The organism is Tsukamurella paurometabola DSM 20162, from assembly GCF_000092225.1.
Lineage (GTDB): Bacteria > Actinomycetota > Actinomycetes > Mycobacteriales > Mycobacteriaceae > Tsukamurella > Tsukamurella paurometabola.
In genome coordinates, this window is record NC_014158.1 from 885,667 (window position 1) to 910,410 (window position 24,744).

At 71.6% G+C, this 24,744-nt stretch carries 20 protein-coding genes; 16 read left to right on the forward strand and 4 right to left on the reverse strand.

Translation table 11 applies throughout. The features are described 5' to 3' along the window. The first annotated feature begins 14 nt into the window (after positions 1-14). From glmM to TPAU_RS04335, 5 genes are all read left to right on the forward strand, one after another. Positions 15-1,349, forward strand: a complete 1,335-nt coding sequence (gene glmM / locus TPAU_RS04315) for a phosphoglucosamine mutase (protein ID WP_013125545.1) — start codon at positions 15-17, stop codon at positions 1,347-1,349. 42 nt (positions 1,350-1,391) lie between these two features. Then, a complete protein-coding gene (locus tag TPAU_RS04320) occupies positions 1,392-2,084 on the forward strand; it encodes an HAD family hydrolase (RefSeq protein ID WP_013125546.1) in 693 nt (230 codons plus the stop codon). 72 nt (positions 2,085-2,156) lie between these two features. Further along, entirely contained in the window at positions 2,157-2,465 is a 309-nt protein-coding gene (locus TPAU_RS04325; protein ID WP_147291056.1) for a hypothetical protein, read from the forward strand. Next, on the forward strand, positions 2,458-4,107 hold the full coding sequence (locus TPAU_RS04330; RefSeq protein ID WP_013125548.1) for a hypothetical protein: 1,650 nt from the start codon (positions 2,458-2,460) through the stop codon (positions 4,105-4,107). The genes TPAU_RS04325 and TPAU_RS04330 overlap by 8 nt, the downstream gene beginning before the upstream one ends. Before the next feature lie 8 nt (positions 4,108-4,115). Continuing rightward, a complete protein-coding gene (locus TPAU_RS04335) occupies positions 4,116-4,298 on the forward strand; it encodes a hypothetical protein (RefSeq protein ID WP_013125549.1) in 183 nt (60 codons plus the stop codon). Between the two features lie 4 nt (positions 4,299-4,302). On the opposite strand, the gene TPAU_RS04340 is transcribed toward TPAU_RS04335, so the two are convergent. Then, the gene (locus TPAU_RS04340; protein WP_041944697.1) at positions 4,303-5,148 is read right to left on the reverse strand and encodes a dienelactone hydrolase family protein; all 846 of its coding nucleotides are present in this window, start codon (positions 5,146-5,148) and stop codon (positions 4,303-4,305) included. 38 nt (positions 5,149-5,186) lie between these two features. On the opposite strand from TPAU_RS04340, the gene TPAU_RS04345 reads away from it, so the two are divergent. The 5 genes from TPAU_RS04345 (at position 5,187) to TPAU_RS21740 (ending at position 16,341) form a co-directional block, all read left to right on the forward strand. Then, positions 5,187-6,593, forward strand: a complete 1,407-nt coding sequence (locus tag TPAU_RS04345; protein ID WP_049825933.1) for an NAD(P)H-hydrate dehydratase — start codon at positions 5,187-5,189, stop codon at positions 6,591-6,593. 4 nt (positions 6,594-6,597) lie between these two features. Beyond that, on the forward strand, positions 6,598-7,740 hold the full coding sequence (gene alr, locus TPAU_RS04350; RefSeq protein WP_013125552.1) for an alanine racemase: 1,143 nt from the start codon (positions 6,598-6,600) through the stop codon (positions 7,738-7,740). Continuing rightward, positions 7,737-8,786 carry an alpha/beta fold hydrolase gene (locus TPAU_RS04355; protein WP_013125553.1) on the forward strand — a complete coding sequence of 350 codons (1,050 nt, stop codon included), beginning with the start codon at positions 7,737-7,739 and terminating at the stop codon, positions 8,784-8,786. The genes alr and TPAU_RS04355 overlap by 4 nt, the downstream gene beginning before the upstream one ends. Beyond that, positions 8,783-9,229 (forward strand): tRNA (adenosine(37)-N6)-threonylcarbamoyltransferase complex ATPase subunit type 1 TsaE, encoded by a 447-nt coding sequence (tsaE, locus tag TPAU_RS04360; protein ID WP_013125554.1) that lies wholly within the window; start codon positions 8,783-8,785, stop codon positions 9,227-9,229. Before TPAU_RS04355 ends, tsaE begins: the two co-directional genes overlap by 4 nt. Positions 9,230-9,411: 182 nt before the next feature. After that, entirely contained in the window at positions 9,412-16,341 is a 6,930-nt protein-coding gene (locus TPAU_RS21740) for a hypothetical protein (protein WP_013125555.1), read from the forward strand. A gap of 7 nt (positions 16,342-16,348) precedes the next feature. Here TPAU_RS21740 and TPAU_RS04380 read toward each other — a convergent pair whose 3' ends face one another. Next, positions 16,349-16,984, reverse strand: a complete 636-nt coding sequence (locus TPAU_RS04380) for a 4a-hydroxytetrahydrobiopterin dehydratase (RefSeq protein WP_013125556.1) — start codon at positions 16,982-16,984, stop codon at positions 16,349-16,351. A 106-nt stretch (positions 16,985-17,090) separates the two neighbouring features. Between TPAU_RS04380 and tsaB the strand changes: the two genes are divergently transcribed. Genes tsaB through tsaD form a run of 3 tightly spaced genes read left to right on the forward strand, consistent with a single transcriptional unit; the run spans position 17,091 to position 19,175 of the window. Then, positions 17,091-17,666, forward strand: a complete 576-nt coding sequence (gene tsaB, locus TPAU_RS04385) for a tRNA (adenosine(37)-N6)-threonylcarbamoyltransferase complex dimerization subunit type 1 TsaB (RefSeq protein ID WP_013125557.1) — start codon at positions 17,091-17,093, stop codon at positions 17,664-17,666. Continuing rightward, positions 17,638-18,144, forward strand: a complete 507-nt coding sequence (rimI, locus tag TPAU_RS04390; protein ID WP_049825767.1) for a ribosomal protein S18-alanine N-acetyltransferase — start codon at positions 17,638-17,640, stop codon at positions 18,142-18,144. Before tsaB ends, rimI begins: the two co-directional genes overlap by 29 nt. Beyond that, complete coding sequence (gene tsaD, locus TPAU_RS04395; protein WP_013125559.1) at positions 18,141-19,175, forward strand: tRNA (adenosine(37)-N6)-threonylcarbamoyltransferase complex transferase subunit TsaD; 1,035 nt, start codon at positions 18,141-18,143, stop codon at positions 19,173-19,175. Before rimI ends, tsaD begins: the two co-directional genes overlap by 4 nt. A gap of 4 nt (positions 19,176-19,179) precedes the next feature. On the opposite strand, the gene TPAU_RS04400 is transcribed toward tsaD, so the two are convergent. After that, positions 19,180-19,608, reverse strand: a complete 429-nt coding sequence (locus tag TPAU_RS04400) for a MarR family winged helix-turn-helix transcriptional regulator (protein ID WP_013125560.1) — start codon at positions 19,606-19,608, stop codon at positions 19,180-19,182. A 129-nt stretch (positions 19,609-19,737) separates the two neighbouring features. On the opposite strand from TPAU_RS04400, the gene TPAU_RS04405 reads away from it, so the two are divergent. Together TPAU_RS04405 and TPAU_RS04410 are read left to right on the forward strand one after the other, a co-directional pair. Then, positions 19,738-21,222: an MFS transporter gene (locus TPAU_RS04405; protein ID WP_013125561.1), complete on the forward strand. Its 1,485-nt coding sequence runs from the start codon at positions 19,738-19,740 to the stop codon at positions 21,220-21,222. A gap of 47 nt (positions 21,223-21,269) precedes the next feature. After that, a complete protein-coding gene (locus TPAU_RS04410; RefSeq protein WP_013125562.1) occupies positions 21,270-23,075 on the forward strand; it encodes a DUF2339 domain-containing protein in 1,806 nt (601 codons plus the stop codon). Positions 23,076-23,094: 19 nt separating this feature from the next. Here the strand turns inward: TPAU_RS04410 and TPAU_RS04415 are convergent, their stop codons facing one another. Then, entirely contained in the window at positions 23,095-23,964 is an 870-nt protein-coding gene (locus TPAU_RS04415; RefSeq protein WP_041944282.1) for a helix-turn-helix transcriptional regulator, read from the reverse strand. Positions 23,965-24,037: 73 nt separating this feature from the next. Between TPAU_RS04415 and TPAU_RS04420 the strand changes: the two genes are divergently transcribed. Continuing rightward, positions 24,038-24,733, forward strand: a complete 696-nt coding sequence (locus TPAU_RS04420) for an alpha/beta hydrolase (RefSeq protein WP_013125564.1) — start codon at positions 24,038-24,040, stop codon at positions 24,731-24,733. Positions 24,734-24,744: the final 11 nt, after the last annotated feature.

Consider the following 24,744-nt stretch of genomic DNA (forward strand, 5'->3'; position numbering starts at 1 on the left):
GTGAGGTTGACTTCATGGGGCGTCTGTTCGGCACCGACGGTGTTCGCGGCCTGGCCAACAAGGATCTGACCGCCGACTTGGCGCTGCGGCTCTCCGCTGCGGCGGCCGCAGTGCTCGGCGCCCACGATCTGAAGGGCCGTGACCGGCCCTTCGCGGTGGTGGGCTGGGACCCCCGGGCGTCGAGCGAGATGCTCTCCGCCGCCGTCTCGGCCGGTCTCACCAGTGCCGGTGTCGATGTGCTGCTCGTGGGTGTGATGCCCACGCCGGCCGTCGCGCACCTCACCGCGGAGTACGACGCGGCACTCGGTGTGATGATCTCCGCTTCGCACAATCCCATGCCGGACAACGGCATCAAGTTCTTCGCGCGCGGCGGGCACAAGCTGGAGGACGCGCAAGAGGATGCCATCGAGGCGGCTCTCGACGATCCGAATCCGCCGCGCCCCACCGGCGCCGGGATCGGGCGCGTCAAACGCGCCTTCGATGCCGTTGATCGCTATGTGGCGCACCTCGAATCGGCCATCCATCAGTCCCTTTCCGGTCTCACCGTCGTGGTCGACGCGGCGAACGGCGCAGCCTCCACGGTGGCTGCCAAGGCCTACCGGGACGCGGGCGCGACGGTGATCGCGATCCACGATGAGCCCGACGGCCTGAACATCAACCGCGACTGCGGTTCTACGCACCTGGAGAGCCTGCGAGCGGCGGTGCTGGCGCATGAGGCAGACATCGGGCTCGCTCACGACGGCGACGCCGACCGCTGCCTGGCGATCGACGGATCCGGCCGCACCATCGACGGCGATGCGATCATGGCGATCCTGGCGATCGCGATGGACGAGGCCGGCGAGCTCACCGATCACACCCTGGTGGCCACCGTGATGAGCAACCTGGGCCTGCACCTGGCGATGCGTGCTGCGGGAATCACGTTGCGCACCACCGCCGTCGGAGACCGGTACGTGCTGGAGGAGCTGCGCTCCGGTGGCTACGCGCTGGGCGGTGAGCAGTCGGGTCACCTCGTGCTGCCGGGCCTGGGAACCACCGGCGACGGTGTACTCACCGGACTCAAGCTGATGGAGCGGATGGCACAGACGGGCTCGTCGTTGGCCGAGCTGGCCTCGGTGCTCACCGTGCTGCCGCAGGTGCTCGTGAATGTTCGGGTGATCGACAAGGCCGCCGCGATGTCGGCGCCCGCTCTGACCGCCGCGCTGGCTGCGGAGGAGGCTGCGCTCGGCGAAGCCGGCCGGATCCTGCTGCGGCCCTCCGGCACCGAACCGTTGGTGCGTGTGATGGTCGAGGCGCCCACCGAGGAGGCCGCGCGCGGCGCAGCGGAACGGCTCGCCGGGCTGATCGGCTGACGTTCGCGATCGAAACGTTTTCACGCTCGGTAGCATGGGCCCATGGCTGACTACCGCGGCGTGCTCTTCGACTTCTCCGGGACCCTGTTCCGACTCGAACCGGACCCGGCGTGGTTCGCCGGACTGGTGGACGCGGACGGGCGCCCACTCGATGACGCCGCCCAGCAGGAGCTGCTGTACCGGATGACGGTGCCCGTCGGCGTCCCGGTGCCGATGGACGGGCAGGCGCTGCGCACCTGGCATGCCCGCGACCTGAGCTCCGCGCATCACCGCGACGCCTACCTGTACGTGCTCGAGCACTCCGGCGTCGCCGACGACGCGGAGCGCAGGCGCCTGTACGGAGAGTTCTCCGATCCCCTGAACTGGTCGATCTACCCCGACACGGCCGCGGTGCTGCGGTCCGTGCGCGAGGCGGGGCTGAAGGTGGGGGTGCTGTCGAACATCGGTTACGACATCCGCCCGGCGTTCGAGCGCGCGGGTATCGCGGATCTGGTCGACGCCTTCGTGCTCTCCTTCGAGGTCGGCCACATGAAGCCCGACGTCGAGATCTTCCGCATCGCCTCGGCCGCGCTGGGACTCGCGCCGGAGCAGGTGCTCATGGTGGGCGACAGCGCCGAGGCCGACGGTGCCTCTACCGCTATCGGCTGCGGATTCGCGCAGGTCGAACCGTTACCGGTCGCGCAGCGGCCCGACGGTCTCGTCACCGCGGTACGCAGTGCCGGCGCCCCGGCCTGAGATCCGACGGAACCGATCCGCTCGCCGGTGCGTCCAATGGGTGTAGGGGACTGATGGGCGATGGGGGATCGCATGGCCGGAACCGAGATAGCGACCGCGGCGGTCGGCAGCGCAGGAACGAAGTTCTCGACGCAGGCCACGACACTCGGCAACGGCGCGCAACGTATCCGTGGGCACGCGGCGACGGAAGGCGACTTCGGTCAGGGGTACGCCGACGATGGAGCCGCCTACGCGGGCTCAATGAGCACCCTCGCACGTGCGGTGGAGGCGTGGCGCGCAGGCAGCGCGACGATTGGCACCGGCCTGACGACGTCGGCCTCGGCACATCGGTCGACGGACGACAAGGGGGCTACTGACGTGACCGGGGCGGGTCGTGGCTGAGGAGACCGTCGACGCCAAGCTCGACTCCGGCGACGACACGCTGCAGTATTTCCGCACCATGCTGGACATCGCCGCGGTCGTCACGCCCGAGATTCGGTGGCCCGACTGGCAGGACTATTTCTGCCGCCACTACGACCGTGAACGAGGCACCGACCTCGCTGCCCTCCGCGGCGACGCGGCAATGCTGCGGGCCGAGGCGCAGACCGCTCGGCAGACGGTGATCGACCAGACGGCGATCAAGGGAGATGTCCAGCGTGGATGGACCGATTCAGCGGGGCAGGTAGCGGTCTCGACCATCGACGCCTATCTCCAGGCGGCAGGGCAGGTAGCGGGCGTCCTGGAGAAGACCGCGACCGCCGCCGAGGGGGTTGCGGACGCGGTTGCCGGGGCGGTGGATAAGAAGGTCCAGCGGATGACCGCTGAGTTCGATTCCGCGGCCGCAAAATACATCTGGACGTGGGTCAAGACGGCAGTCACCGCAGTGCTCGAACAGAAAGTCCGGAAGCGATTCATCGAGCAGCTCTCCAACGACATCCGCGCCTTCGACTCAATCATCAACGACGCGACCACGGCGATCGAGGCGGCGTACGCCAAGGTGCCGGATGCGGCGAACGGCCTGAACGTCATGCCCACATTCCCGACGCCGGCGTTCGGTGAGATCGGTGCGACGGACTCCCCCGGGAAGGCGCCCGGCACCACATCACCCGGTAGCGGGACCAATTCGCCGGGCAGTGGAGGCGGGTACACCGGAGGCTCCACCGGGGGCGGCGGAGGCTCCACCGGGGGCGGCGGAGGCGCCACCGGCGGGTCCACGGCGGGGAAGACCGGCGTCACCACGGGCACCACCGGCGCAACCCTGCCGACCTCCGCGATGCCGGCCGCGAGCACAGCCGGAACCTCGCCGGCGAGTACGACTCCCGCGTCGGCCACGCCGTCGACCGGCAACCCGCTCTCCGGCCTCACCGGATCGACCGGCGGCGCGGGCATGCCGTCCTGGCTGTCGCAGCTGGTACCCAAGATCGCCGAGCAACTCGGCCTGGGGAAGGACGACGACAAGACCGACGGCAAGGACTCGAAGGACGGCAAGGACGGCAGGGACGACGCGAAGGGCAAGGACGGAACCACGTCCGAGACCAAGGACGCCCAGGGACGCACCGTGACCGCCACGCTGAGTCCCGATGGGAGGACCGTCGAGGTCACCGTCACCAAGCCGGACGGCACCGAGGAGAAGGCCACCCTCACGGTCGGTGACGACGGCAAGCTCACCCTCGACGATCCTGCCGGCACGTCCGCCGACACCAAACCCGCCGGCGCCACGCCGAGCGGGAACACCCCGGGTGCCGGCTCGGCCGGAACGGGCGGTACTGGAACCACTCCCGGTGGATCGACCGGTGGCACGAGCCCGGCCGGAACGACGCCCGGCGGAACCGCACCCGGAGGCGGGGGCGCGCCCGGCGCATCGACCGCGAGCGCGACGCCGTCCGCACCGTCCGGAAACGAATCACCTGCTGCACCCGCCGCCGCTCCCGCGCCCGCACCAGCGCCGAAATCCGGTGCGCCGCAGCCTGCTCCGGCCGTGGAAGAGCCGTGCCCGCCGCAGCCGCAGGGGAGCGGCGCGGAACTCGCCGTCACCGTCCCCTAGGAGTGCCCGTGCTGCCCGACGAGACACCCGAGGAGGCGCACGCCCGCGCGATCCGCGCAGCGGAGCGCCAGGACATGGTCGACGAACTCATCCGCGCCTTCGGCATCGACCTGCCGGACGAGCCGATCACCCGGCCCATCCCGGTGATCCGCATCGACGACGAACCCGGATCCTGGCTCAGCGCAGGCTGACCCGTCAGACCAGGCTGCGCAGGCGTCCCAGTGCGCTCGGCTGCTCGGGCTCCGCGTTCGGATCCCACACGTAGGCCAGATCACCCAGGTCGGCGTCCCGCTCGGCGAACACCTTGTACTCTTCGTCACCGCCGACCGTCGCCAGCAGGAAGCCGGTGAGCAGGGCGCGCACCGACTTCTGCGTCTTCTTATCCGATCCGCCGGCACCGAGCGCGCCGCGCACCGAGATCCCCTCGGCAAGGCCGCCGGCCTGGGCGTCGGGCACGATCCGCAATTCCGTCGGGCCTGTGTACCGCATCGACAGCGCCGCCGCGTTCGAGGACATCGACTGCTCGTCACCCGGCGCGGCCACGATCAGTGCGGGCGCTGTAGTACCGGTCGCGGCCTGCTCCGCCTGCGGTGAGGTGGGCGACGGGAACAGTGCCCCCACCGACTCCACCCGGCGATCGGACGCCGCGGCGATCAAGGCCGCACCCACACCGAAGCCGTCGCCCACCACGGAGCGCTTGGCCTTGTTCACGGTGATGGCGCCATCGCCGAGTCGCACCTCGGTGATCACATCCAGCGCGGTGCCCAGATCGATCGCCAGCCGCCCATCCGAAGGCATCACGCCGCGCTCGGTATCGGGGGCCGCCACGACCAGGCCCCACGAGGCCAGGTGTTCGAGTGTCTTGCGATACCGCTTCACCGGCGTCAGCCAATCGTGCGCGAACGCCACCGCGGGCAGGTTCACACCCGCCTCGGGCGTGTAGATCAGCCCCGGAACGCCGGCCACGCCCAGGTCACCCTTGAGCACGCGGTGCGGGCCGCGACGCTTCAACTGCTTCACCAGCTTGTTCGCATCGGTCACGCCGATCACGTTAGTCGATCTGCCGTACCGTGGCGGTCGTGCGGCACTACCACCTGCCCGGCGCCGTCCGCGACGCGGAAGCGCCCCTGCTCGCAGCCCTGCCCGACGGTGCACTCATGCGACGCGCCGCGTACGGCCTCGCCCGCGTGTGCGCCGAGGAACTGGCCACTCGCACCGGCGGCGTCGCCGGCCGCCGGGTGACCCTGCTCGTCGGGTCCGGGGACAACGGTGGCGACGCCCTGTTCGCGGGTGCCTACCTGCGGCGACGCGGCGTCATGGTGGAAGCGGTTCTGTTCGCCCCGGATCGCACCCACGCCGCCGGGCTCGCTGCGCTGCGCCGCGCCGGGGGCCGCATCGTCGACCAGCCGCGGAGCCCCCACCTGGTGATCGACGGCATCGTCGGGATCAGCGGTCGTGGCGCGCTGCGCGCCGATGCGGCCGGCGTCGTCGAACGGGTCACCGCGCCGATCGTCGCCGCCGATACCCCGTCGGGTGTCGGCGTCGACACCGGCGTCGTGCACGGCCCCGCGGTCGCCGCCGCGGTCACCGTCGCCTTCGGGGCGCTCAAACCCGTGCACGCGCTTGCGCCCGCGCACTGCGGGCGGGTCGAATTCGTCGACCTCGGGCTCGCCACCGGCGAGGGTGACCTGCGCTCCTACGACGATGCCGACGTCGCCACCCGGTGGCCGGTCCCCGGTGTCCGCGATGACAAGTACACCCTCGGCGTGCTCGGCATCGTCGCCGGCAGCACGGCGTACCCGGGCGCCGCGGTGCTCGCCGCCGGATCCGCGATCCGTGCCACCTCGGGCATGGTCCGATACGCCGGCCCGGCTCGCGATGCCGTGCTCGGCGCCTGGCCCGAGGCCGTTGCGACCGACGATCCGGCGGACGCGGGCCGGGTCCAGGCCTGGGCGGCCGGCCCGGGAATGGGCACCGACGGTGCCGCCGCCGACCGGCTCGGGTACCTGCTCGCCCAGGACCTTCCGACGGTGCTCGACGCCGACGCCCTCACGCTGCTCGCCGAGAACCCGGGTCTGCTGGCCGGACGCAGTGCACCCACGGTGCTCACCCCGCACGCGGGGGAGTTCTCCCGGCTCGCCGGGCCGGTCGGCAACGATCGCGTGGCCGCCGCGCGTGAACTGGCCCGGTCGTACGGAGTGACGGTGCTGCTCAAGGGGCACCGCACGGTGATCTCCGATCCGTCGGGAGTCGCAGTCGTCGACACCGCCGGATCGAGCTGGGCCGCGACCCCCGGCTCCGGCGACGTGCTCACCGGCATCGTCGGCAAGCTCCTCGCCTCCGGGCTCGACCCGCTCGATGCCGCTGCCTGCGCGGCCCGGGTGCACAGCCTCGCTGCAGCACACGCGGCCGGTGGTGCGCCCACCCGCGCAGCTGCGATCGCCGCCGCCCTCCCGCACGTCCTCGCGGGCCTGCTGCGGGACTAGGCTGATGCTCGTCATGACCGAGATCCCCGGTCGGCTGGACCGACCCACCGCGCTGATCGATCTGGGTGCCGTGACCCACAACGTGCGGGTCGTGGCGCGCCACGCACCCACCGCCGACGTGATGGCCGTGCTCAAGGCCGACGGCTACGGCCACGGCGCGGTGCCGGTGGCCCGGGCGGCCCTCGCAGGTGGCGCCACCGAGCTCGGCGTCACCACGGTCGATGAGGCGCTCGTGCTGCGCGATGCCGGTATCACGGTCCCGATCCTGAGCTGGCTGAGCACCTCCGGCTACGAGCGCGCCATCGCCGCCGATGTGCGGATCGGCGTCAGCTCGCCGCGTCAGCTCGCCGAGGTCCTGGCCGCCGCCGGGCGTGCGGGAGCGCCCGCGGTACTGCACGTCAAAGTCGATACCGGTCTGAACCGCAACGGTGTTGCCCCGCACGAGTGGGCCACCACGCGCGATGCCCTGGTCGACGCCGAACGCGCGGGCCTGGCACGGCTGCAGGGCGTGTTCACCCACCTCGCACACGGCGACGAGCCGGACCACCCGTTCCTCGACGTCCAGCGTGATGCACTCGCTGCTGCCGCTGCCGATGCTCGCGCCCACGGGCTGTATCCCACCCAAGTGCACGCCGCCAACTCCGCGGCAGCGCTGACCCGCCCCGACCTCCACTTCGACCTGGTTCGCCCCGGTATCGCGATCTACGGTGGAGTCCCGGTGCCCGACAGGGACTTCGGGCTCCGGCCGGTGATGACCTTCGCAGCGCCCGTGATCCTGGTCAAGCCACTCGCCGCAGGTGACGGGGTGAGTTACGGGCACACCTGGATCGCCCCGCGCGATACCGTGGTGGGTCTCGTTCCGGCCGGCTATGCCGACGGTGTGTGGCGCCCGCTGAGCGGGCGGTTCGAGGTGACCGTCCAAGGGCGCCGTTTCCCTCAGGTGGGACGGGTCTGCATGGATCAGTTCGTGATCGACCTCGGCCCCGACGGTGGCGGGGTGTCCGAGGGAGATACCGCGGTCCTGTTCGGCGCCGCCCCGGGCGCGGCCCGCGCCTGCGACTGGGGTGAGAAACTCGGCACCATCGATTACGAGGTCCTCACCGCGGTCCGCGGCCGCGTCCACCGCGAGTACACGGGGCAGTCGTGAGTCGCCGCCGCCAGCGTCCCGGTCCCGCGGTGCTTGCCGGGGTCGGCACCTCCGTCGCCGTCGCCGCCCTCACGGGGCTCGCAGCAGCCCGCCGCGGACTCGGCCTGCGTGCCGGCGGCGACGATCCGCTCAGCGCCGATGATCTCGCCTTTCGCTGTGATCGCGAGACCATCGTCATGAGTTCGGACGGGGTGCCCCTGCACGTCCGCGAGGTCGGGCCCCGCGATGCTCCGGTGACGGTGATGTTCATCCACGGTTTCACCCTGCGATCAGCGAGCTGGGTACTGGTGCGCAATGCCCTGCAGCGCAGGTGGGGAGACGGGGTCCGCATGGTCTTCCCGGACTGTCGCGGCCACGGCGATTCCGGTTCCTGCACACCCGAGCAGAGCACCGTCGCTCTTCTCGGCGACGACATCGCGACCGTGATGGATGCCCTCGTCCCGACCGGGCCGGTGGTGCTGGTCGGACACTCCATGGGAGGTATGGCGATCTGTGCCCTCGCCACCGGACATTCCGAGCTGGTGGGAACGCGCGTGCGTGGAGCGGCCCTGCTCGGTACCGCGTCCCACGCCTTGACCGACTCCGGTTTGGCTGCGGCCCTGCGGAATCCGGTGCTCGATGTGTTCCGCACCGCGGTACGTTTCCTTCCCTCCGTGGTGGGGCGGGGCCGAGACGCGCTCAAACCACTCGCCGAGCCCTTCGTCACCGCGGGCGCCTACGGGCGTGGGGATCGCAGTGCCACGATGACCCACTTCTCGTCGGGGATGAGCCTGTCGGCACCGCTCGATACCACCGCCGGATTCATGGCGGCGCTCGAGAGCTACGACGAGCAGGATGCGCTCCCCGTGCTGCGGACGATCGAGACTTCGGTGGTGTGCGGTGACCACGACTGGATGACGCCGTTGCGCAAATCGAAGGCGATGGCAGCGGAACTCGACGGCGAACTCGTGGTGCTCGCGAACACCGGGCACATGTTGATCCTCGAGGCCGCGGACCGGGTCGCGCTGGTCGTAGCCGCGCTGGTGGACCGGGCGGTGCCACGATGACCGGCACATCCGGCGAACGCGTGCTGCCGGAGGTGGAAGACACCGAAGCACTCGGGCGGGAACTCGCGGCCGGGCTCGCTGCCGGCGACCTGGTGATCCTCGACGGTCCGCTCGGTGCCGGGAAGACCGCGCTCACCCGCGGGATCGCCGCGGGGCTCGGAGTACAGGGCCGGGTTTCCAGTCCCACCTTCATCATCGCCCGCGAGCATCGCTCGGGCGGGGGTGGACGCCCCGGCCTGGTCCATGTGGATGCCTACCGGCTCGGCGGTCTCGACGAGCTCGATGCGCTCGATCTCGACACCGACCTCGACGATTGCGTGGTCGTGGTCGAGTGGGGTGAGGGCGTCGCCGAGCGCCTCACCGACCGGCACCTGATGGTGCGGTTGCACCGTGCGGACGGCACCGACGTGCGTACCGCACGGTGGCGATGGATCGACGCCTGACGCGGTCCGGACGCCGCGGCTGAGTCGTCGCGGGTCGACGGCATGCGAACGCCGGGTGTCGTTTCAGCGTTGAATTGTCGCAATCCTGGTGCCGTCCGGCGATATGTCGCCCTTTGTTCGCGCAAAAGTCGGAAGTATGGGTAAAGTCCTACTTCAACTCTGTGTAGCAAAGGTTGCAGAAAATGACGAAGTCCCGGGCAGTCGTTGCAGGAGTCGCCGCAGTCGGACTGATCACCGCCAGTGCGTGTGGCACCTCCGGTGGTCAGGATCCGGCGAAGGGAACGCAGCGGGACACTGCGCCCAACGCGGCCGGGAACGGGCAGGCGCCGGCCGGATCCGCGCAGATCGCCGGGGGACCAGCGGATCCCGGCGGCTCGGACGTGAGAGCCCAGGACGGTTCGCCGCGCTCCGGCGGCGGGAACCGCGCGGATCAGCGCGGCGAGGACATCGAGGTCGCGCCGGGCTGCTACATCAAACGCCCTGTGCTCGCCGGGGTCAGCCCCATCCTCAATCCGCTGCAGATCGATTGCGGAAGTTCGGCCGACGACGACGGCGCGGTCGGACCTCGCACCATCGGGATCGGGGCGAACACCGCGGTGATCGACGGGCGCATCGTCGACCCGGTCGGCCCCCGGATCGCCGACTACACGCTGATCGCGCGGGCGAACGCCATCGCTGCACGCGTCGCGGCCAACAGCGCCGCTGATAGCGCCGCTCGTGCCAGGGCTGCGGCCGATGCAGCGAACCAGGCCTCCGATGCCGCCGCGAAGCGCGCGGCGGAGGCCGCGGACAGGTATCTGGCTGCGGATAAGTCGGCCAAGGAAGCGGCCGAGGCCGCCGATAAGGCCGTTGCGGAGCAGGCCGCCGCCGATAAGGTCGCGGCCGATAAGGACGCCGCCGCCAAGGCCGCCAATGAGGAAGCGGCGAAGGCGAAGGACGCCGCCGACAAGGCGGCCGCGGATGCGGGTAAAGCCGCTGACGACAAGGATGCGGCCGCGAAGGACGCCGCCGATAAGGAGGCCGCCGCCCAGGCCGCGGCCGACAGCCTGACCGAGGCGCAGGCGGCGACGGCGGATGCCATCGCGGCCGCTGATCGTGCCGCGCAGGATCGTGCCGCCGCCGATCAGAACGCAGCCGACGCAGCCGCTGCGAAGGACGCCGCCGATAAGCAGGCGGCCGCGGACAAGGCGACTGCGGACGCCTCCGCGGCAGCGAAGACCGACGCCGATAAAGCGGCCGCCGATGCCGCCGCCGACCGCAAGCGTGCCGATGATGCCGCCCAGGCGGCTGCGGATCGCGCGGATGCCGATCGCGCCCGAGCAGAGGAATCCGCCGCGGCACAGATCGCCGCCGAAGAGGCCGCGCAGGCCGCCGCGGACGATCCGAAGCAGAAGGAGGCGGTGAAGGCTGCGGAGGAAGCCGCGGCGAAGGCCGCGGCGGATAAGGCGGTGGCCGACCAGTCCGCGGCAGACAAGGCGGCTGCCGACGCGGCGGCCGCCGCTGCTGCGCAGGCGGCGGCGGATAAGGCCGCCGAACAGCGGCGAGCGGATGCACGGGCGGCGGCGGACAACGCCGCTGCCAACGTATCGGGGGCAGCCGCTGACGCGTCCCGGCGGATCGCCGACGAGGCTGCACGCAATGCCGTGAACAAGTCGGATGCGCAGCAGGCGGCGGACGCGAAGGCCGCCGCGTCGAAGGACGCGGCGGAGCGCGCCGCCGCGAACAAGGATGCGGCGACCCAGGCCCGCGAGGACGCGGTGAAGAAAGCCGCCGACGCCGTCTCGGCGAGTGCCGCCGCGACCGCTGCGATGGTTGCCGCACAAGCGGATGCGGCACGTTCGGCCGCCGACGCGGCGGCCGCGAAGAACGCCGCCGATACCGCGGCGGCCGCCAAGAACACCGCCGATGCGGCGGCGAAAACGGCGACGGATAAAGCGGATGCGGATCGGGCGGCGCTCGATCAGGCGCGGGCGGCCCAGGACAGCGCGGATGCCGCGAAGGCATCGGCCGACCGGGACGCCGCATCGAAGAAGGCGGCCGCGGAGACCGCCGCTGCAACGGCGGATGCCGCCGCAGCCCGGTCTGCCGACCTGGCACAGGCGGCCGACGACGCCTCGGCCCGCAGCGCCGAGGCGGCGCAGGCGGCGGCGGACTTCGAGTCGGCCGCCAAGGTCGCGCAGGAGAAGGCGGCGGCCGCGGCCGCCGCAGCGGACCGGGCCGCCGCCACACAAGCGGCATCGGAGAAGTCCGCCGCCGAGGCCTCACAGGCGCGCAAGGATGCCGATGCGGCAGCCCGCACCGCGACCGATAAGGCGGCTGCGGACAAGGCGACCGCGGACAACTCCGCGGCGGCGAAGGAATCGGCATCGCGTGCCGCAACGGAAGCGGCGCGCGTCGCCGACGAGAAGGCGAGGGAGGCCGCCGCCGCGGCGACTGCGGCCGATGCGGCGAAGACCGCCGCAGACACCTCGGAGGCGGACCGGAAGGCGGCGGATAAGGACGCCGCCGATGCGGCGAAGCGGAGCACCGACGCCGATGCCGCGGCGAAGTCCGCGACGGACAAGGCGGACCGGAAACAGGCTGATGCCGATCGCGCCGCCGCCGACAAGGCACAGGCCGACCAGACTGCGGCGGACGCTGCGCGTGCCAGCACGGAAGCGGACGCGGCGGCCGTGGCCGCTGCCGACACCGCCAAGGCGGCGAAGGACCGGGCGGACGAGTCCGATGAGGCCAAGGCCGCGGCCGACACCGCGAAGACGGCAGCCGACGCCGCTGCCGCGCAGAAGGCGGCGGCGAACACCGCTGCCGCGAATGCGGCGACCGAGGCGAAGGCCGCAGCCAAGCGGGCCGCGAGCGAGAAGACCGCGGCCCAGGAAGCGAAGACGGCCGCCGACACCTCGGCGAGCCAAGCGGCGACCGCGAGCACGGAAGCCGACGCTGCGGCGAAGGCCGCGGACAAGGCCGCCAAGAAGTCGGCGAAGGACGATGCCGCGCGGAAGTCGGCGGCGACGGCTGCGGCGACGAACAAGACCGCGGCGGATGCCGCCGCGGCGTCGGCGGCGACGGCTGCCACCACGAGCCAGACCACGGCGGATGAGTCCGCCCGTGCCGCGGCCGAGGCCCGGACGGCGGCGGACAATGCCGCGCGTGCCAAGCGCGAGGCGGACGAAGCGGCGACCGCCGCCACGAATCGGGCTAATACCGACAAGGCCGCCGCAGACCAGGCTGCCGCCGACAGTGCCGCGGCGCACGCCACGTCGATCGCGGCGAACAAAGCGCGCGACGACGCGGCCGCGGCGGTGCAGGCCGCCGCCGACAAGGCCGCGGCCGATCAAGCGGCGGCGGATGCCGCTGCGGCACAAGAGGAAGCGCAAGCGAGGGTCGCGGCGATCGAGAAGGCGAAGTCCGATGCCGCCAAGGCCGACGCCGACGCGGCCACCGCCGCCGCCGCGAGTACGAAGGCGGACCGGGACGCGAAGGCGGCTCAAGACCAGGTGGACCAGGCGCAGCGGGAACTCGACGAAGCGCAGAAGGGGCTGATCTACAACGCCCTGGACAAGATCCTGCTGCAGCGGATCAAGAAGGCGCAGGCGAACCTCGACTCCGCGAACGCGGCGAAGAAGAAGGCCGATGCCAGCGCCGCCGAGGCGAAGACGGCATCGCAGGAGGCCGCGCAGAAGAAGATCGATGCCGACCAGGCGCGGGACGAGGCGGTGGCGGGGGAGGCCGAGGCCCGCGAAGCCCTGGAGAAGGCCGACCGGGACAAGGCCGAGGCGGACCGCGCAGCGACCGAGGCGGCCGAAGCAGCGACCGCGGCCGACGCCGCCGCCGATGCGTCGGCGGCAGCGGTGGGCGATGTCGACTACGACGACACCGAGGTCAAGGCCGCGAAGGCAGCGGCGGCGGCGGCGAAGGAGAAGGCCGAACAATCCGCGGCCGATGCTGCGGCGCACCCGGACGACGAAGCGGCGGCGGCACAGGCCGCTGCCGACAAGGCGGCCGCCGATCAAGCCGCCGCCGATGCGACCAAGGCGGAGCGGGAGGCGATCGCGGATGCGGCCGCCGCGGCCGACCGGGCCGCAGCGGAGGCCGCAACCACCGCACAGGCAGCGGCGGACGCAGCGAAGCTGGCCAAGGAGACCGCCGACCAGGACGCCGCGAATGCGGCGACGGCCAAGGAAGCCGCCGATACCGCGGCGACAACCGCGGCGGCGCAGGCTCGACGGGACCAGGAGGCCGCGGACACGGCCGCGGCGGCCAAGAAGCAGGCGGATCAGGCGGCGGCGGACGCGGCCACGGCGAAAGACCTCGCGGATGCCGCCGCCCGGGCATCCGGGGAGAAGGCGGCGGCCGACCGTACTGCGGCCGATACCGCCCGGAAGGCCGCGAACGATGCAGCCAGCGCGCTGGACGAGGCGAACACGGCAGCGGAACTCGCTGCCGCGGATCTCGCCGCGAAGACGGACGCGGACCAGGAAGCCGTGGAGCGGGCGGCGCAGACCAAGAGGGCCGCGCAGGAGGCCGCCGCCGCGAAGGCGGCAGCGGATCGAGAGGCCGCCGAGGCAGCGGAAGCGGCGCAGAACGCCGCCAACCAGGCGACGGCGGATCGCCAGGCCGCGGATCGGGCCGCCGCGGACAAGACGGCCGCCGACCAGGCCGCCGCCGATGCGAAGAAGGCGAGCCAGGACGCGGCTGCGGCGGCCACGGCGGCTGCTGACAAGGCGGCGGCTGCACAGCGCGCTGCGGACAAGTCGGCTGCGGACAAGGCGGCTGCCGATAAGGCCGCCGCGGATGCGACCGCGGCGAGCGAGGAGGCCGCCGCGGCGGCGAAGACGGCCGCAGACAAGGCCTCCGCGGATAAGGCGGCGGCGGACAAGGCGGCTGCCGATAGGGCGGCTGCCGATAAGGCCGCTGCGGATGCGTCGGCAGCGGACCGTGATGCCGCGCGCAAGGCGGCCGACGACGCCGCTGCCGCCGAGCGGGCGGCTGCGGATAAGGCTGCGGCGGACAAGGCCGCCGCGGATAAGGCGGCCGACGAGGCTGCGGGCAAGGGTGAGGAAGCGGCGAAGGCGCGGGACGCCGCGGCGGCGGCGGAACGGGAGGCAGCGGAGAAGGCCGCCGCCGATCGAGCCGCCTCGGAGGCCGCGGCGAAGGCGAAGAAGGAGGCCGACGAAGCGGCCGCCGCCAAACGGACTGCCGACGAAGCGGCGGCGGATGCCGTTGCGGCGCAAGAACGAGCGGATGCAGCTGCGAAAGCGGCCGCGGACAGGACGGCCGCGGCGAAGACCGCCGCCGACAAATCCGCTGCCGATAAGGCGGCCGCGGATAAGGCTGCCGCGGATGCGGCGAACGCGAGTGCGGAAGCCGCAGCGGCGGCCAAGGCGGCTGCCGATAAGGCCGCGGCGGATAAGGCCGCGGCGGATAAGGCCGCGGCGGACAAAGCGGCCGCCGATGCTGCCAAGGAGGCTGCCGACCGGTCTGCCGAGGAGAAGGCCGCTGCCGATGCTTCGAGGGCTGCCGCCGAGAAGGCCGCCGCCGACCGGAGAGCCGCGGACCGTGCCGCAGTGGACCGGGCCGCCGCGGACAAGGTTGCGGCGGACACCTCACGGATCGCCGACGCGGCCGCAGGCAAGGCAGCTGCTGACCGCCAGGCCGCAGACCAGGCCGCGGCCGATGCCGCACGTATCGCCGAAGAACGCGCCGCAGCGGATAAGGCGGCCGCCGATGCCGCCGCGGCCGCGAAGGCCGCCGCGGACAAGGCAGCGGCCGATCAGGCTCGGGCGAACGAATCGGAGGAGGCCCGGAAGGCGGCGGAGAAGTCGGCTGCGGAGGGAGCCGCGGCGCAGGATGCGGCCCGAGAGGCCGCGGATGCCGCGGCGCAGAAGGCGGCGGCCGACAAGGCGGCCGCGGACCGTTCCGCCGCGGCGAAGGACGCCGCCGATAAGTCCGCCGCCGATGCGGCTGACGCACAGACCGCTGCCGACCGGGCGGCGGCCGACGCCACGGAGAAGGCGGCGGCGGACAAGGCCGCTGCCGATCGGTCCGCGGCATCGGCGGATGCGGCGGGCGCCGCCAAGGACCGCGCCGATAAAGCCGCGGCCGACAGCAAGACCGCCGCGGACAAAGCGGCCGACGCACGCGATGAGGCAGCGGCGAAGGAAGCGGCCGCGGCGAAGGAGGCGGAGGCGGCCAAGGCGGCGTCCGAGAAGGCGGCGGCCGACAAGTCCGCGGCGGATAAGGCGGCCGCCGATGCCGCTGCTGCCGCGAAGACTGCGGCGGACAGTGCCGCTGCGGCAGCGGATGCCGCGGCGAAGGCGAACGCGGAGAAGGCCGCCGCGGACAAGTCTGCGGCGGACGCGGCGGCTGCCGCGAAGGAGGCGGTCGACCGGGCCGATGCCGAGCGAGCCAATGCGGACAAGCAGGCCGCCGAACACCGCGCCGCAGAGGAGGAAGCGGCGGCCGCGGCGAGAAACGCGGCGAAGGCGGACGCCGAAGCGAGAGCCGCGGCGGCGGATGCCGCACGGGCGAAGGAAGCCGCCGACCGCGCCGCGGAGGAGGCGTCGAAGCCGCCGGTGGATCGGGGAGGGGCCGAGCGCAGCGCCGCCGATAAGGCGGCTGCGGAGAAGGCCGCCGCCGACGCCGCCGCCCGCGCGGCCGCTGCCGAGAAGGCCGCCGCCGATGCCGGGCGCGCGGGAGCGGCCGATCAGCGTCCCGCCGATACCGCCCCGACGCCACCCGACCGGGGCGCATCGGGCAGCGGCTCCGCGAGCGGTGGTTCGTCGGGTAGTGGTTCGGCTGGTAGCGGTTCGTCGGGTGGCACGTCCGGGGGCGACGGCTCGTCGCCCGGTGGCGACGTGGATAAGGCGCATGACGCCACCGACGACGATCCCAGCGTGCCCGACCGGCCGACCTCGCCGACCGGTGGTTCCGGCGGGGTCACGCCGGGCTCGAGCAGTCCCGGTACCGGCACGGCCGACTCGAGTATGTCCAGCAGCGGGTCACCGAAGGCGGTGCCCAGGGACGACACTCCGGACGCCGATCCGTTCGATCACAACGAGGAACCCGCAGGCCGTGACGACCTGCGGACCGGGGTGGTGGACGCGACCGAGTGACGCCCGCTCAGCTGCGTCCGGTGACGGTGCAGATGCAGGCGTGATTGCCCTGGGCATCGGCCAGCACCCAGAACGACGGGGCGTGAGCGTCCGTGACGAGGCGACCGCCTGCTGCGAGGGCGGCGGCGATCCGCTCCTGCGCCTCTCGCGGATCGATCCACACGTCGAGATGGAAACGCTGCCGGGGCGTCTCGTGCGGTTCGGTCTGCTGGAACCAGAGCGCGGCATCGGCGCCGTGGCCGCGGATCTCCGTGCCCTCCCACCCGTTCGTCGTGATGTCCATCCGCAGTACGGCGGCCCAGAACGGCGCGATCGCCGCCGCATCGACGGTGTCGAGGCCCAGTTCGACGATGGACAGCTCGCGCGGTTCCGCGGCGACCGACCGTTTCCGGGCGATCGTCGAGAAGGTGGCCGCCAGCGTGCGGTCCCGGTCCGTGACGCGGCCGGCGTCGTGGCTGTAGAGCAGCACGTCGACATGGCCGTAGGTGAGGGTGATGTCGGGGTGGTGGTTCGCCTCCTCCGCGGCCGCCGCGAAGGCGGTCACGAGATCGAGGCCGGTGGCGAAGTCGCGGGTACGGAAGCGGGTGCGCAGACCACGCACCAGCGGAGCCCAGTCGTCCAGGGCGGGGGATTCGGTGCTCATCGCTCCATCGTGCGCCCGGGCACCGACACTTTTCAGGCGGTCCGCGAGATGGCCGTGACGTCTGACGGATTCGGGCAGGGTGGTGCCGAGGCGGTAACCTGCAGGTATGTACGCGCTCGCCCTCGACACCGCCACACCGGCGCTCACGGTGGGCATCGTCGACCTCGAAACCGGCACAACGCTTGCGCAGCGCGGGCAGACCCACTCCCGCGGGCACGCCGAGGTGCTGGTGCCCTTCCTACTCGAATGCCTCGACGAGGCCGGGCTGCAGCGGTCCGATCTCGGCGCGGTGATCGTGGGCTGCGGGCCGGGCCCGTTCACCGGGCTCCGCGTGGGCATGGCCACCGGCGCGGCCTTCGGCGACGCGCTCGGTATCGAGGTGCACGGCGTGTGCAGCCTCGATGCCATCGCGCACGGTCATCCCGGCGAGATCGTGGTGCTCACCGATGCCCGCCGTAAGGAGGTCTATTGGGCCCGCTACCGCGATGGTGCCCGGATCGACGGCCCCGGTGTGATCAAACCCGCCGATCTGGATATCGCCGGTGCCACCGTGGTCGAGGGATCTCCGACCCCGGAAACGTTGGTCGCGGTGGGCAGGAACCTGATCGGCACCCCGCCGCAACCGCTGGTGCCGCTGTACCTGCGCCGGCCCGATGCCGTGGAGATGGCCGCGCGTGGCTGACCGATCCGAGATCCTGATCAACCCTTTGCGCTCGGATGATGTCGAGCGCTGCGCGGAACTGGAAACGATCCTGTTCCCCGGGGATAGCCCATGGCCCGCCTCGGCATTCGCATCGGAGGTGGACAACCGGAACGTGCGCTTCTACGCGGCGCGCGACGGCGGCCGGCTGATCGGCTACGCCGGGCTCGGCCTGCTCGGCAACACCTTCTTCCCGGAGTCCGAGGTGCACACCATCGGTGTCGCCCCCGAATATCAGGGCCGCCGCATCGGTTACGCGTTGCTGTGCCGCTTGCTCGACGATGCGGACGAGCACGGCGGCGCCGTGTATCTCGAGGTCCGCACCGACAACGGTCCGGCTCGCACTCTCTACGAGCGCAACGGCTTCGTGGTGGTCGGCACGCGGAAGAACTACTACCGGCCCTCCGGGGCCGATGCCTACACCATGCGCCGCGCGGCGGCGGGGGAGGAGACGCCGTGATCGTCATGGGGATCGAGAGCTCGTGCGACGAGACCGGTGTCGGCATCGTCGACTGGGACGCCGGAACCCGCACCGCCACATTGCTCGCCGACGAGGTGGCCTCGTCGCAGGACGAGCACGCCCGATTCGGCGGAGTGGTGCCCGAGGTCGCTTCCCGGGCTCATCTGGAGGCGATCGTCCCGACGATGCACCGCGCACTCGCCACCGCCGGTGTCGAGCGCCCCGATGCGCTGGCCGTGACCATCGGCCCCGGGCTCGCCGGCGCGCTGCTGGTAGGCGTCGCCGCGGCCAAGGCCTATGCCGCTGCCTGGGATGTGCCGTTCTACGGCCTCAACCATCTCGGCGGGCACGTCGCCGTCGATACTCTCGAGCACGGGCCGATGCCACCCTGCGTCGCACTGCTGGTCTCCGGCGGTCACACTCACCTGCTACACGTCACCGATCTGGGCGCGCCGATCACTGAGCTCGGCACCACCGTCGACGATGCCGCAGGGGAGGCTTTCGACAAAGTGGCACGCCTGCTCGGGCTCGGCTATCCCGGCGGGCCGGTGATCGACGAGCTCGCCCAGCTCGGCGATCCGACCGCTATCCGCTTCCCCCGCGCGATGACCCGGCCGCAGGACGCCCGGCACGACTTCTCCTTCAGCGGCCTCAAGACCGCCGTCGCCCGGCATGTCGAGGCGGAGAAGGCGGCGGGGCGCGCATTGAACGTCGAGGACATCGCCGCCTCGTTCCAGGAGGCGGTCGCGGATGTGCTGACGTTCAAGGCGATCCGTGCAGCGCAGGACACAGGGGTGCAGACGATCGTGCTCGGCGGCGGTGCCACCGCCAATTCCCGTATCCGGTCGTTGGCCCAGGAGCGTTGTGATGCGGCGGGATTCGATCTGCGGGTACCCAAGCCCCGGTTGTGCACCGACAACGGGGTGATGATCGCGACCCTCGGTGCGCACGTGATCGACGCCGATCCCAGTCCCACCGATCTGCGCGCCGCCACCGATCCCGGCCTCTCGGTGCGCCGCAGCAAACTCTAGTCGGTCAGCTTCGGCCGCTGCGGGATTCCAATGCGGCGTTGAGAGCGGCCAGGCTGGAGATCAGTGATTCGCGGTGTTCGGCGTCGAGATCGCTCAGGATGCTCGCGATCCCCTGGAGTTTGACCTCGCGGTCGCGCTGGAAGGCCTCTGCGCCCGCCTCAGTGGCGCGGATCAGGCGTGGACCGGATGCCGCCGCCACGGATTCGAGGAGGCCGCGGTCGATGGCGCGGTTCACCTGCCGGTTCACGGTGGACTGCTCCAACTCCATCGCGGTCGCGATCTCCTTGAGCGTCTGCGGTCCATTGCAGTCGAGGAGCAGCAGCACCAGGTAGGCCGATCGGTCCAGTCGCAACTCCATCGACTTGGGGCGGGCACGCAGGTGCTGCCCGAGAGTGTTGATCTCGCGCTCCAGTCGGCGTGCCGCGTCGTCCATATCTGCCCCGATTCTGCCGCGGTGTGGTTTGTCCGTGTTGCGTGAGGCCATCGCGGAGGCATACGGTTGCACCCAACAACAATATGTATGTTACACACACGTACTCGGAATCGTCCCAAGGACTAGCCTGTGACCAGCAACGTTTCCGCCGCGGATCCGTCCGCGACGCATGACATCGGTGCCTCGCGCCGCAACCACCCGCTCGTAACCGTCGTCATCCTGTGTTTCGGCGGCATGGTCGCCGCGCTCATGCAATCGCTGGTGATCCCCATCCAGCCCGAGCTACCCCAGCTGCTCAACACCTCGACCGCCAACGCCTCCTGGGTGATCACCGCGACCCTGCTCGCCGCCGCCGTCGCCATGCCGGTCGGCGGGCGCCTCGCCGATATGACCGGTAAACGCCCCGTCCTCATCCTCAGTGCCGCTCTCCTGGTGGCCGGATCGCTCGCCGCCGCGCTGTCCGATGGTCTGGTGATGATGCTCGTCGGTCGCGTGCTGCAGGGTCTCGCGATGGCGTTCATCCCGGTCGGTATCAGCATGATGCGTGAGGTGACCCCGCCGTCGATGACGGCCACCGCCGTCGCCGCGATGAGCGCCACCCTCGGCGTGGGCGGTGCCATCGGCCTACCGCTCTCGGCCTGGATCGCCCAGACCTACGACTGGCACATGTTGTTCTGGGTCTCCTCCGTGCTCGCGGCGCTGATCCTCGCGGCGGTGGTCTTCGTGCTGCCCAACGGCGCGCCCGGCGTCGGCGGCCGGATCGACGTGATCGGCACCGTCGGGTTGGCCGTCGGCCTGGTCGGCGCGCTCGTCGCGATCAGCAAGGGCAACGACTGGGGCTGGACCTCGGTGGGCACCCTCACGCTGGGCCTCGGCGGCGTGGTGGTCCTGGTGGCCTGGGGCGCCTACGAACTCCGGCACGACGATCCGCTGGTCGATCTGCGCACCTCCGCGCGGCCGCGGGTGCTCATCACCAACATCGCGACCATCACCATCGGCTTCGGGATGATGGCCATGATGCTGTGCGTCCCGCAGATCATGGAGTACCCCACCGCCACCGGCTTCGGCCTGGGCAAGTCGCTGCTCGAAGCGGGGCTGTGGATGATGCCGGGCGGCATCATGATGATGATCTTCGCCCCGGTCTCCAGCATCCTGATCCGCAAGATCGGCCCCACCTACACCCTGGCCATCGGCGCGCTGGTGGTCTCGCTGGGCTACGTGCTCGCCTACCTGATGATGGACGCGGCGTGGAAGCTGTCGTTGGCCAGCATCGTCGGCACGGTCGGTGTCGCCATCGCCTACGCCGCCATGCCCACCATCATCATGTCGGCGGTGCCGCAGAACGAGACCGGTGCCGCGATCGGCCTCAATGCGCTGATGCGCTCGCTCGGTACCACCATCTGCTCGGCTGTGGCCGCCGCGATCATCTCCGCGAAGTCGGTCACCATGGCGGGGCACGTTGTCCCCACCGCCGGCGCCTTCCAGACCATCTTCGTAGTCGCCGCCGTCGCCGCTCTGGCCGCCGCCGTGATCGCGGTCTTCATCCCGCGCGGCACCACCGGCGAGGCTGGCGTTCCGGCGCCGGAGATGGCGGGAAGTACCGCGCGCGACTGAGTAGTCGTACGCATCCGGCGGCGGGCCGGGCGCGGGATCGTTGAGGTATGACCGCAACCGAATCCCGGATCGCCCGGCTCGCCGCCGAGTTGGATGTGACCGTGCGCCGCCTCCAGTGGATGCAGGTGGAACTAGGACGGATCGCCACCGACGTGCGCTCCCCGCTTCCGCCGACATCGCAGCCGCCGCGTCCCGTCGCTTCACCGGCGCCCGGTCCGGCGCCGGTCGCAGCCGCCGCCTGGCCGCCGCCCCCGGGGTCTGCGCAGACCATGTTCCCGCAGCCGGTGCCTGCTCAGTCGATGCCTTCGCGGCTGACGCTCCCCGGGGCGCCGCAGCCGACGCCGTCCGGTGCCTCGCCATTCACCGTGGGCCGGGTGCTCGCCGGTGCCGGTGTGTTCGTCACCCTCGTCGGAGTGGCGCTGCTGCTCGTTCTCGCCGCACAGGCCGGTCTGCTCGGGCCGGCGGTGCGGGTGGGTCTCGGCGGCGCGCTGGCCGTCGGCTTGTTCGGTGGGGCCCTCTGGATGCACCAGCGGCCGGGCGGTTCGGTGGGCGCGAACGCGCTGGCCGCCACTGCCGTTGCAGCGGCCTACCTCGATATCGTCGCGATCACCGGGATCTACCACTGGGTGCACCCGGCGGCCGGGCTCGCGGTGTCAGGGCTGATCGCGCTCGGCGGTCTCGCGCTCGCCTCACGGTGGAACTCGCAATGGTTGGGCATCGCCGTCTTCGCTCCGATCTATCTGCTCGCCCCGCCGCTCGCCGAATCCGGCTATCTACTCGGCGGATTCGTCGTGATTCTCGCCATCGCCTCGATCGGCGTGCGCCGGCCCGCCGATTGGCAGTGGTTGCACCTGATCCGTTCCGTCGGCACCTCCGCCACACTCGTGGTCCTCGCCGCGCTGGCCGGGCCGACTGAGGCGCTCCCGGCGCTCGGTGCGGCCGTTCTGGCGGCGATGGTAGGGCTGCTGGCCGCCGCTGATCCCGCCGCTCGGTCGGCCCGGGCCTGGCCACTGGTGTGGGGTGGGGTGACGGCCGCCCTGCCCGTGCTCGCCGCGGTGCCCGCCGCGCCGGAATGGGCGGCCGGTGGTGCCGTCGCCGCGCTGACCGCGTCGGCGATCGCGATCGGGTTGCTCCCCGGCACTGTGCGCACGGTGCGCGCGGTGTGGTTCGCCGCCGGTGCGATCGCCGCGCTGGTGGGCGTGTGCGTGCTGGTGCCCTTCGTGTGGGTTCCCGCCGCCCTGCTCGCGCTCGGCACGACCGCCCTGCTCGCCTCGGGCCGCGATCCCGTGGCCGCCTGGTGCGGCTGCGCGCTGGGCGGTATCGGCGTTGTGCTCGCGGCCGGGGTCTTCGGGCCCACCGTCGCGGCCACTTCGTCGGAGACGGTGCGCGCGGCCGGTACCGCTGCGGTTCTGGCCGCGTCGGCGCTCGGCATCGCGTTCGGTACGGCCGTGGTGTCGCGGATCCCGGCGGTGACTCCCGCGGGTCGGCGTACCGCCGCGCTCATCACCGGGAGCATCGTCGTGCTGTGTTCGGTCACCGCGCTGCTGGTGAATGCCGGTTGGGCGCTCGGCGGTGCGGACGGGATGCGCTGGGGCCACGGCCTGGCCACCGTCACCTGGATGACGGTGGGCGCCGCCGCGGTGCTGCTCCGCCGCCCGGATGCCGGGCACGCCACCACCGTGGCGGGACTGGTGATGATCGGGGCGGCAGTGGCCAAGCTCTTCCTGTTCGACCTGGCCTCGCTCGACGGTGCCGTGCGCGTGATCGCCTTCCTGGCCGTCGGTGTCGCACTCCTGGCGGTGGGTGCGATCTACGCGGCGCGCGGCGAGCGCTCGGACGGCGATGCCGGTTGACCCGCGAACGGTCCGGGAATCAGGCCTCCGTCGCGCGTCGCCAGGCCCGCGGTGGTACGCCGAACCGGCGGGCGAAGGCGCGGCTGAACCCTGCTTCGGACCCGTAACCCACGGTGCGCCCCACGTCACCGACCGGCAACGCGGAATCGCGCAGCAACTCCGCGGCTCGGTCCAATCGGCGGTCCGCGACGTAGCCGGCAGGGGCCACGCCGAGCAGCCGGGTGAACCGGGCGGCGAAAGCCGACCGCGAGAGCAGTGCGATCCGCGCCAGCTCGGCCACCGTCCACTGTCGCTCGGGATGGGCGTGGATCGCGGTCAACGCCGGACCGATGTGCTGGTCCATCGCCGCTGTGAGCCACCCCGGCCTTGACGTGGAACCCGTTGCCGCCCAGTGTCGCAGTGCGTGAATGAACAGTAGGTCGAGGATTCGGGCGGACATCACGTCGCCGCCCGGCCGCGGCAGACGCGCTTCATCGAGCAGTAGATCCATACTCAGCGGCAGCCACTGCGATCCGGGGTCGTCTGCCGCGCACCGGATCACCGGTGGAAGCACCGCGAGAACGGGATCGGCCACCGGTGAGTCGACGTCGAATTCTCCACGCACCCATTCGGTTTCACCACGGCCGCGAACGCTGTGATCGTCGCCGCGGGCCAGGAGTAGGAGGTCGCCGGGATTCAACCCGACCTGCTGGTCGGCCACCGTCACCGTGAGACCGGCAGTCACGGCGAGGTACACCACGCGCCGACCCGAGGCGCGATGGGTGAAGCCGTGTGCGCGTGCGAAGCGCGCCGCGCGGACGCCACGCAGGCGTACCGATCGCAAAAGTTCCGACAGGGCATCCGGTGGTGCATCTGGACGATCTGCAAAGAACTGCATCGAATCAGGCATGTTGATTGACTGAACATCCTTCTACTCTGGGTTGGGCACAGCATAGTGTTCAACTGACCGAAGGGCATACGCAATGACTGACAAGCCGACCATCGTCCTCGTTCATGGGTTCTGGGGCGGCGCCGCTCACTGGGCCGGAGTGATCGTCGAACTCCGCAAGCGGGGCTACCCCGAGCTTCGGGCGGTGGAGAACCCGTTGACCTCCCTGCAGGACGACGCCGAGCGCACCCGGAAGATGGTGGCGCAGGTGGAGGGGCCGGTGATCTTGGTGGGGCACTCGTACGGCGGTGCCGTGATCACCGAAGCCGGCAACCAGCCGAACGTGGTGGGGCTGGTGTACGTCGCCGCGTTCGCCCCGGATGCGGGGGAGAGCCCCGGCGGGATCACTCAGGAGAACCCGCCGGCCGGTGCCGCGGCGCTTGCTCCCGATTCCGACGGCTACCTGTGGATCAAGCAGGATCTGTTCCACGAGAATTTCGCTCAGGATCTGTCGGCCGATGATGCGCTGGTCATGGCGGTCACCCAGAAGGCGCCGCTGGCATCCACGTTCGGCGATGCGGTCACCGATCCGGCCTGGCGGCACAAGCCGAGCTGGTACCAGGTGTCGACGGAGGATCGGATGATCCACCCCGACAACGAGCGGCGCATGGCCGAACGGATCAATCCGCGCGGTGTCATCGAATTGGACGCCAGTCATGCCTCGCTGGCTTCGCACCCGGCGGCGATCGCCGATCTGATCGACGCCGCCGTAGCGGGGACCGCGAGCTAGTCGCCGTAGCG

What these genes read in the sequence shown, in the direction of transcription:
- glmM (WP_013125545.1), top strand. Translation starts at nt 15, where the DNA reads ATGGGGCGTCTGTTCGGCACCGACGGTGTTCGCGGCCTGGCCAACAAG.
- TPAU_RS04320 (WP_013125546.1), top strand. Translation starts at nt 1,392, where the DNA reads ATGGCTGACTACCGCGGCGTGCTCTTCGACTTCTCCGGGACCCTGTTC.
- alr (WP_013125552.1), top strand. Translation starts at nt 6,598, where the DNA reads ATGCTCGTCATGACCGAGATCCCCGGTCGGCTGGACCGACCCACCGCG.
- TPAU_RS04410 (WP_013125562.1), top strand. Translation starts at nt 21,270, where the DNA reads ATGACCGCAACCGAATCCCGGATCGCCCGGCTCGCCGCCGAGTTGGAT.
- tsaE (WP_013125554.1), top strand. Translation starts at nt 8,783, where the DNA reads ATGACCGGCACATCCGGCGAACGCGTGCTGCCGGAGGTGGAAGACACC.
- TPAU_RS04415 (WP_041944282.1), bottom strand. Translation starts at nt 23,964, where the DNA reads ATGCCTGATTCGATGCAGTTCTTTGCAGATCGTCCAGATGCACCACCG.
- tsaB (WP_013125557.1), top strand. Translation starts at nt 17,091, where the DNA reads ATGTACGCGCTCGCCCTCGACACCGCCACACCGGCGCTCACGGTGGGC.
- rimI (WP_049825767.1), top strand. Translation starts at nt 17,638, where the DNA reads ATGCCGTGGAGATGGCCGCGCGTGGCTGACCGATCCGAGATCCTGATC.
- TPAU_RS04420 (WP_013125564.1), top strand. Translation starts at nt 24,038, where the DNA reads ATGACTGACAAGCCGACCATCGTCCTCGTTCATGGGTTCTGGGGCGGC.
- TPAU_RS04380 (WP_013125556.1), bottom strand. Translation starts at nt 16,984, where the DNA reads ATGAGCACCGAATCCCCCGCCCTGGACGACTGGGCTCCGCTGGTGCGT.
- TPAU_RS04325 (WP_147291056.1), top strand. Translation starts at nt 2,157, where the DNA reads ATGGCCGGAACCGAGATAGCGACCGCGGCGGTCGGCAGCGCAGGAACG.
- TPAU_RS04400 (WP_013125560.1), bottom strand. Translation starts at nt 19,608, where the DNA reads ATGGACGACGCGGCACGCCGACTGGAGCGCGAGATCAACACTCTCGGG.
- TPAU_RS21740 (WP_013125555.1), top strand. Translation starts at nt 9,412, where the DNA reads ATGACGAAGTCCCGGGCAGTCGTTGCAGGAGTCGCCGCAGTCGGACTG.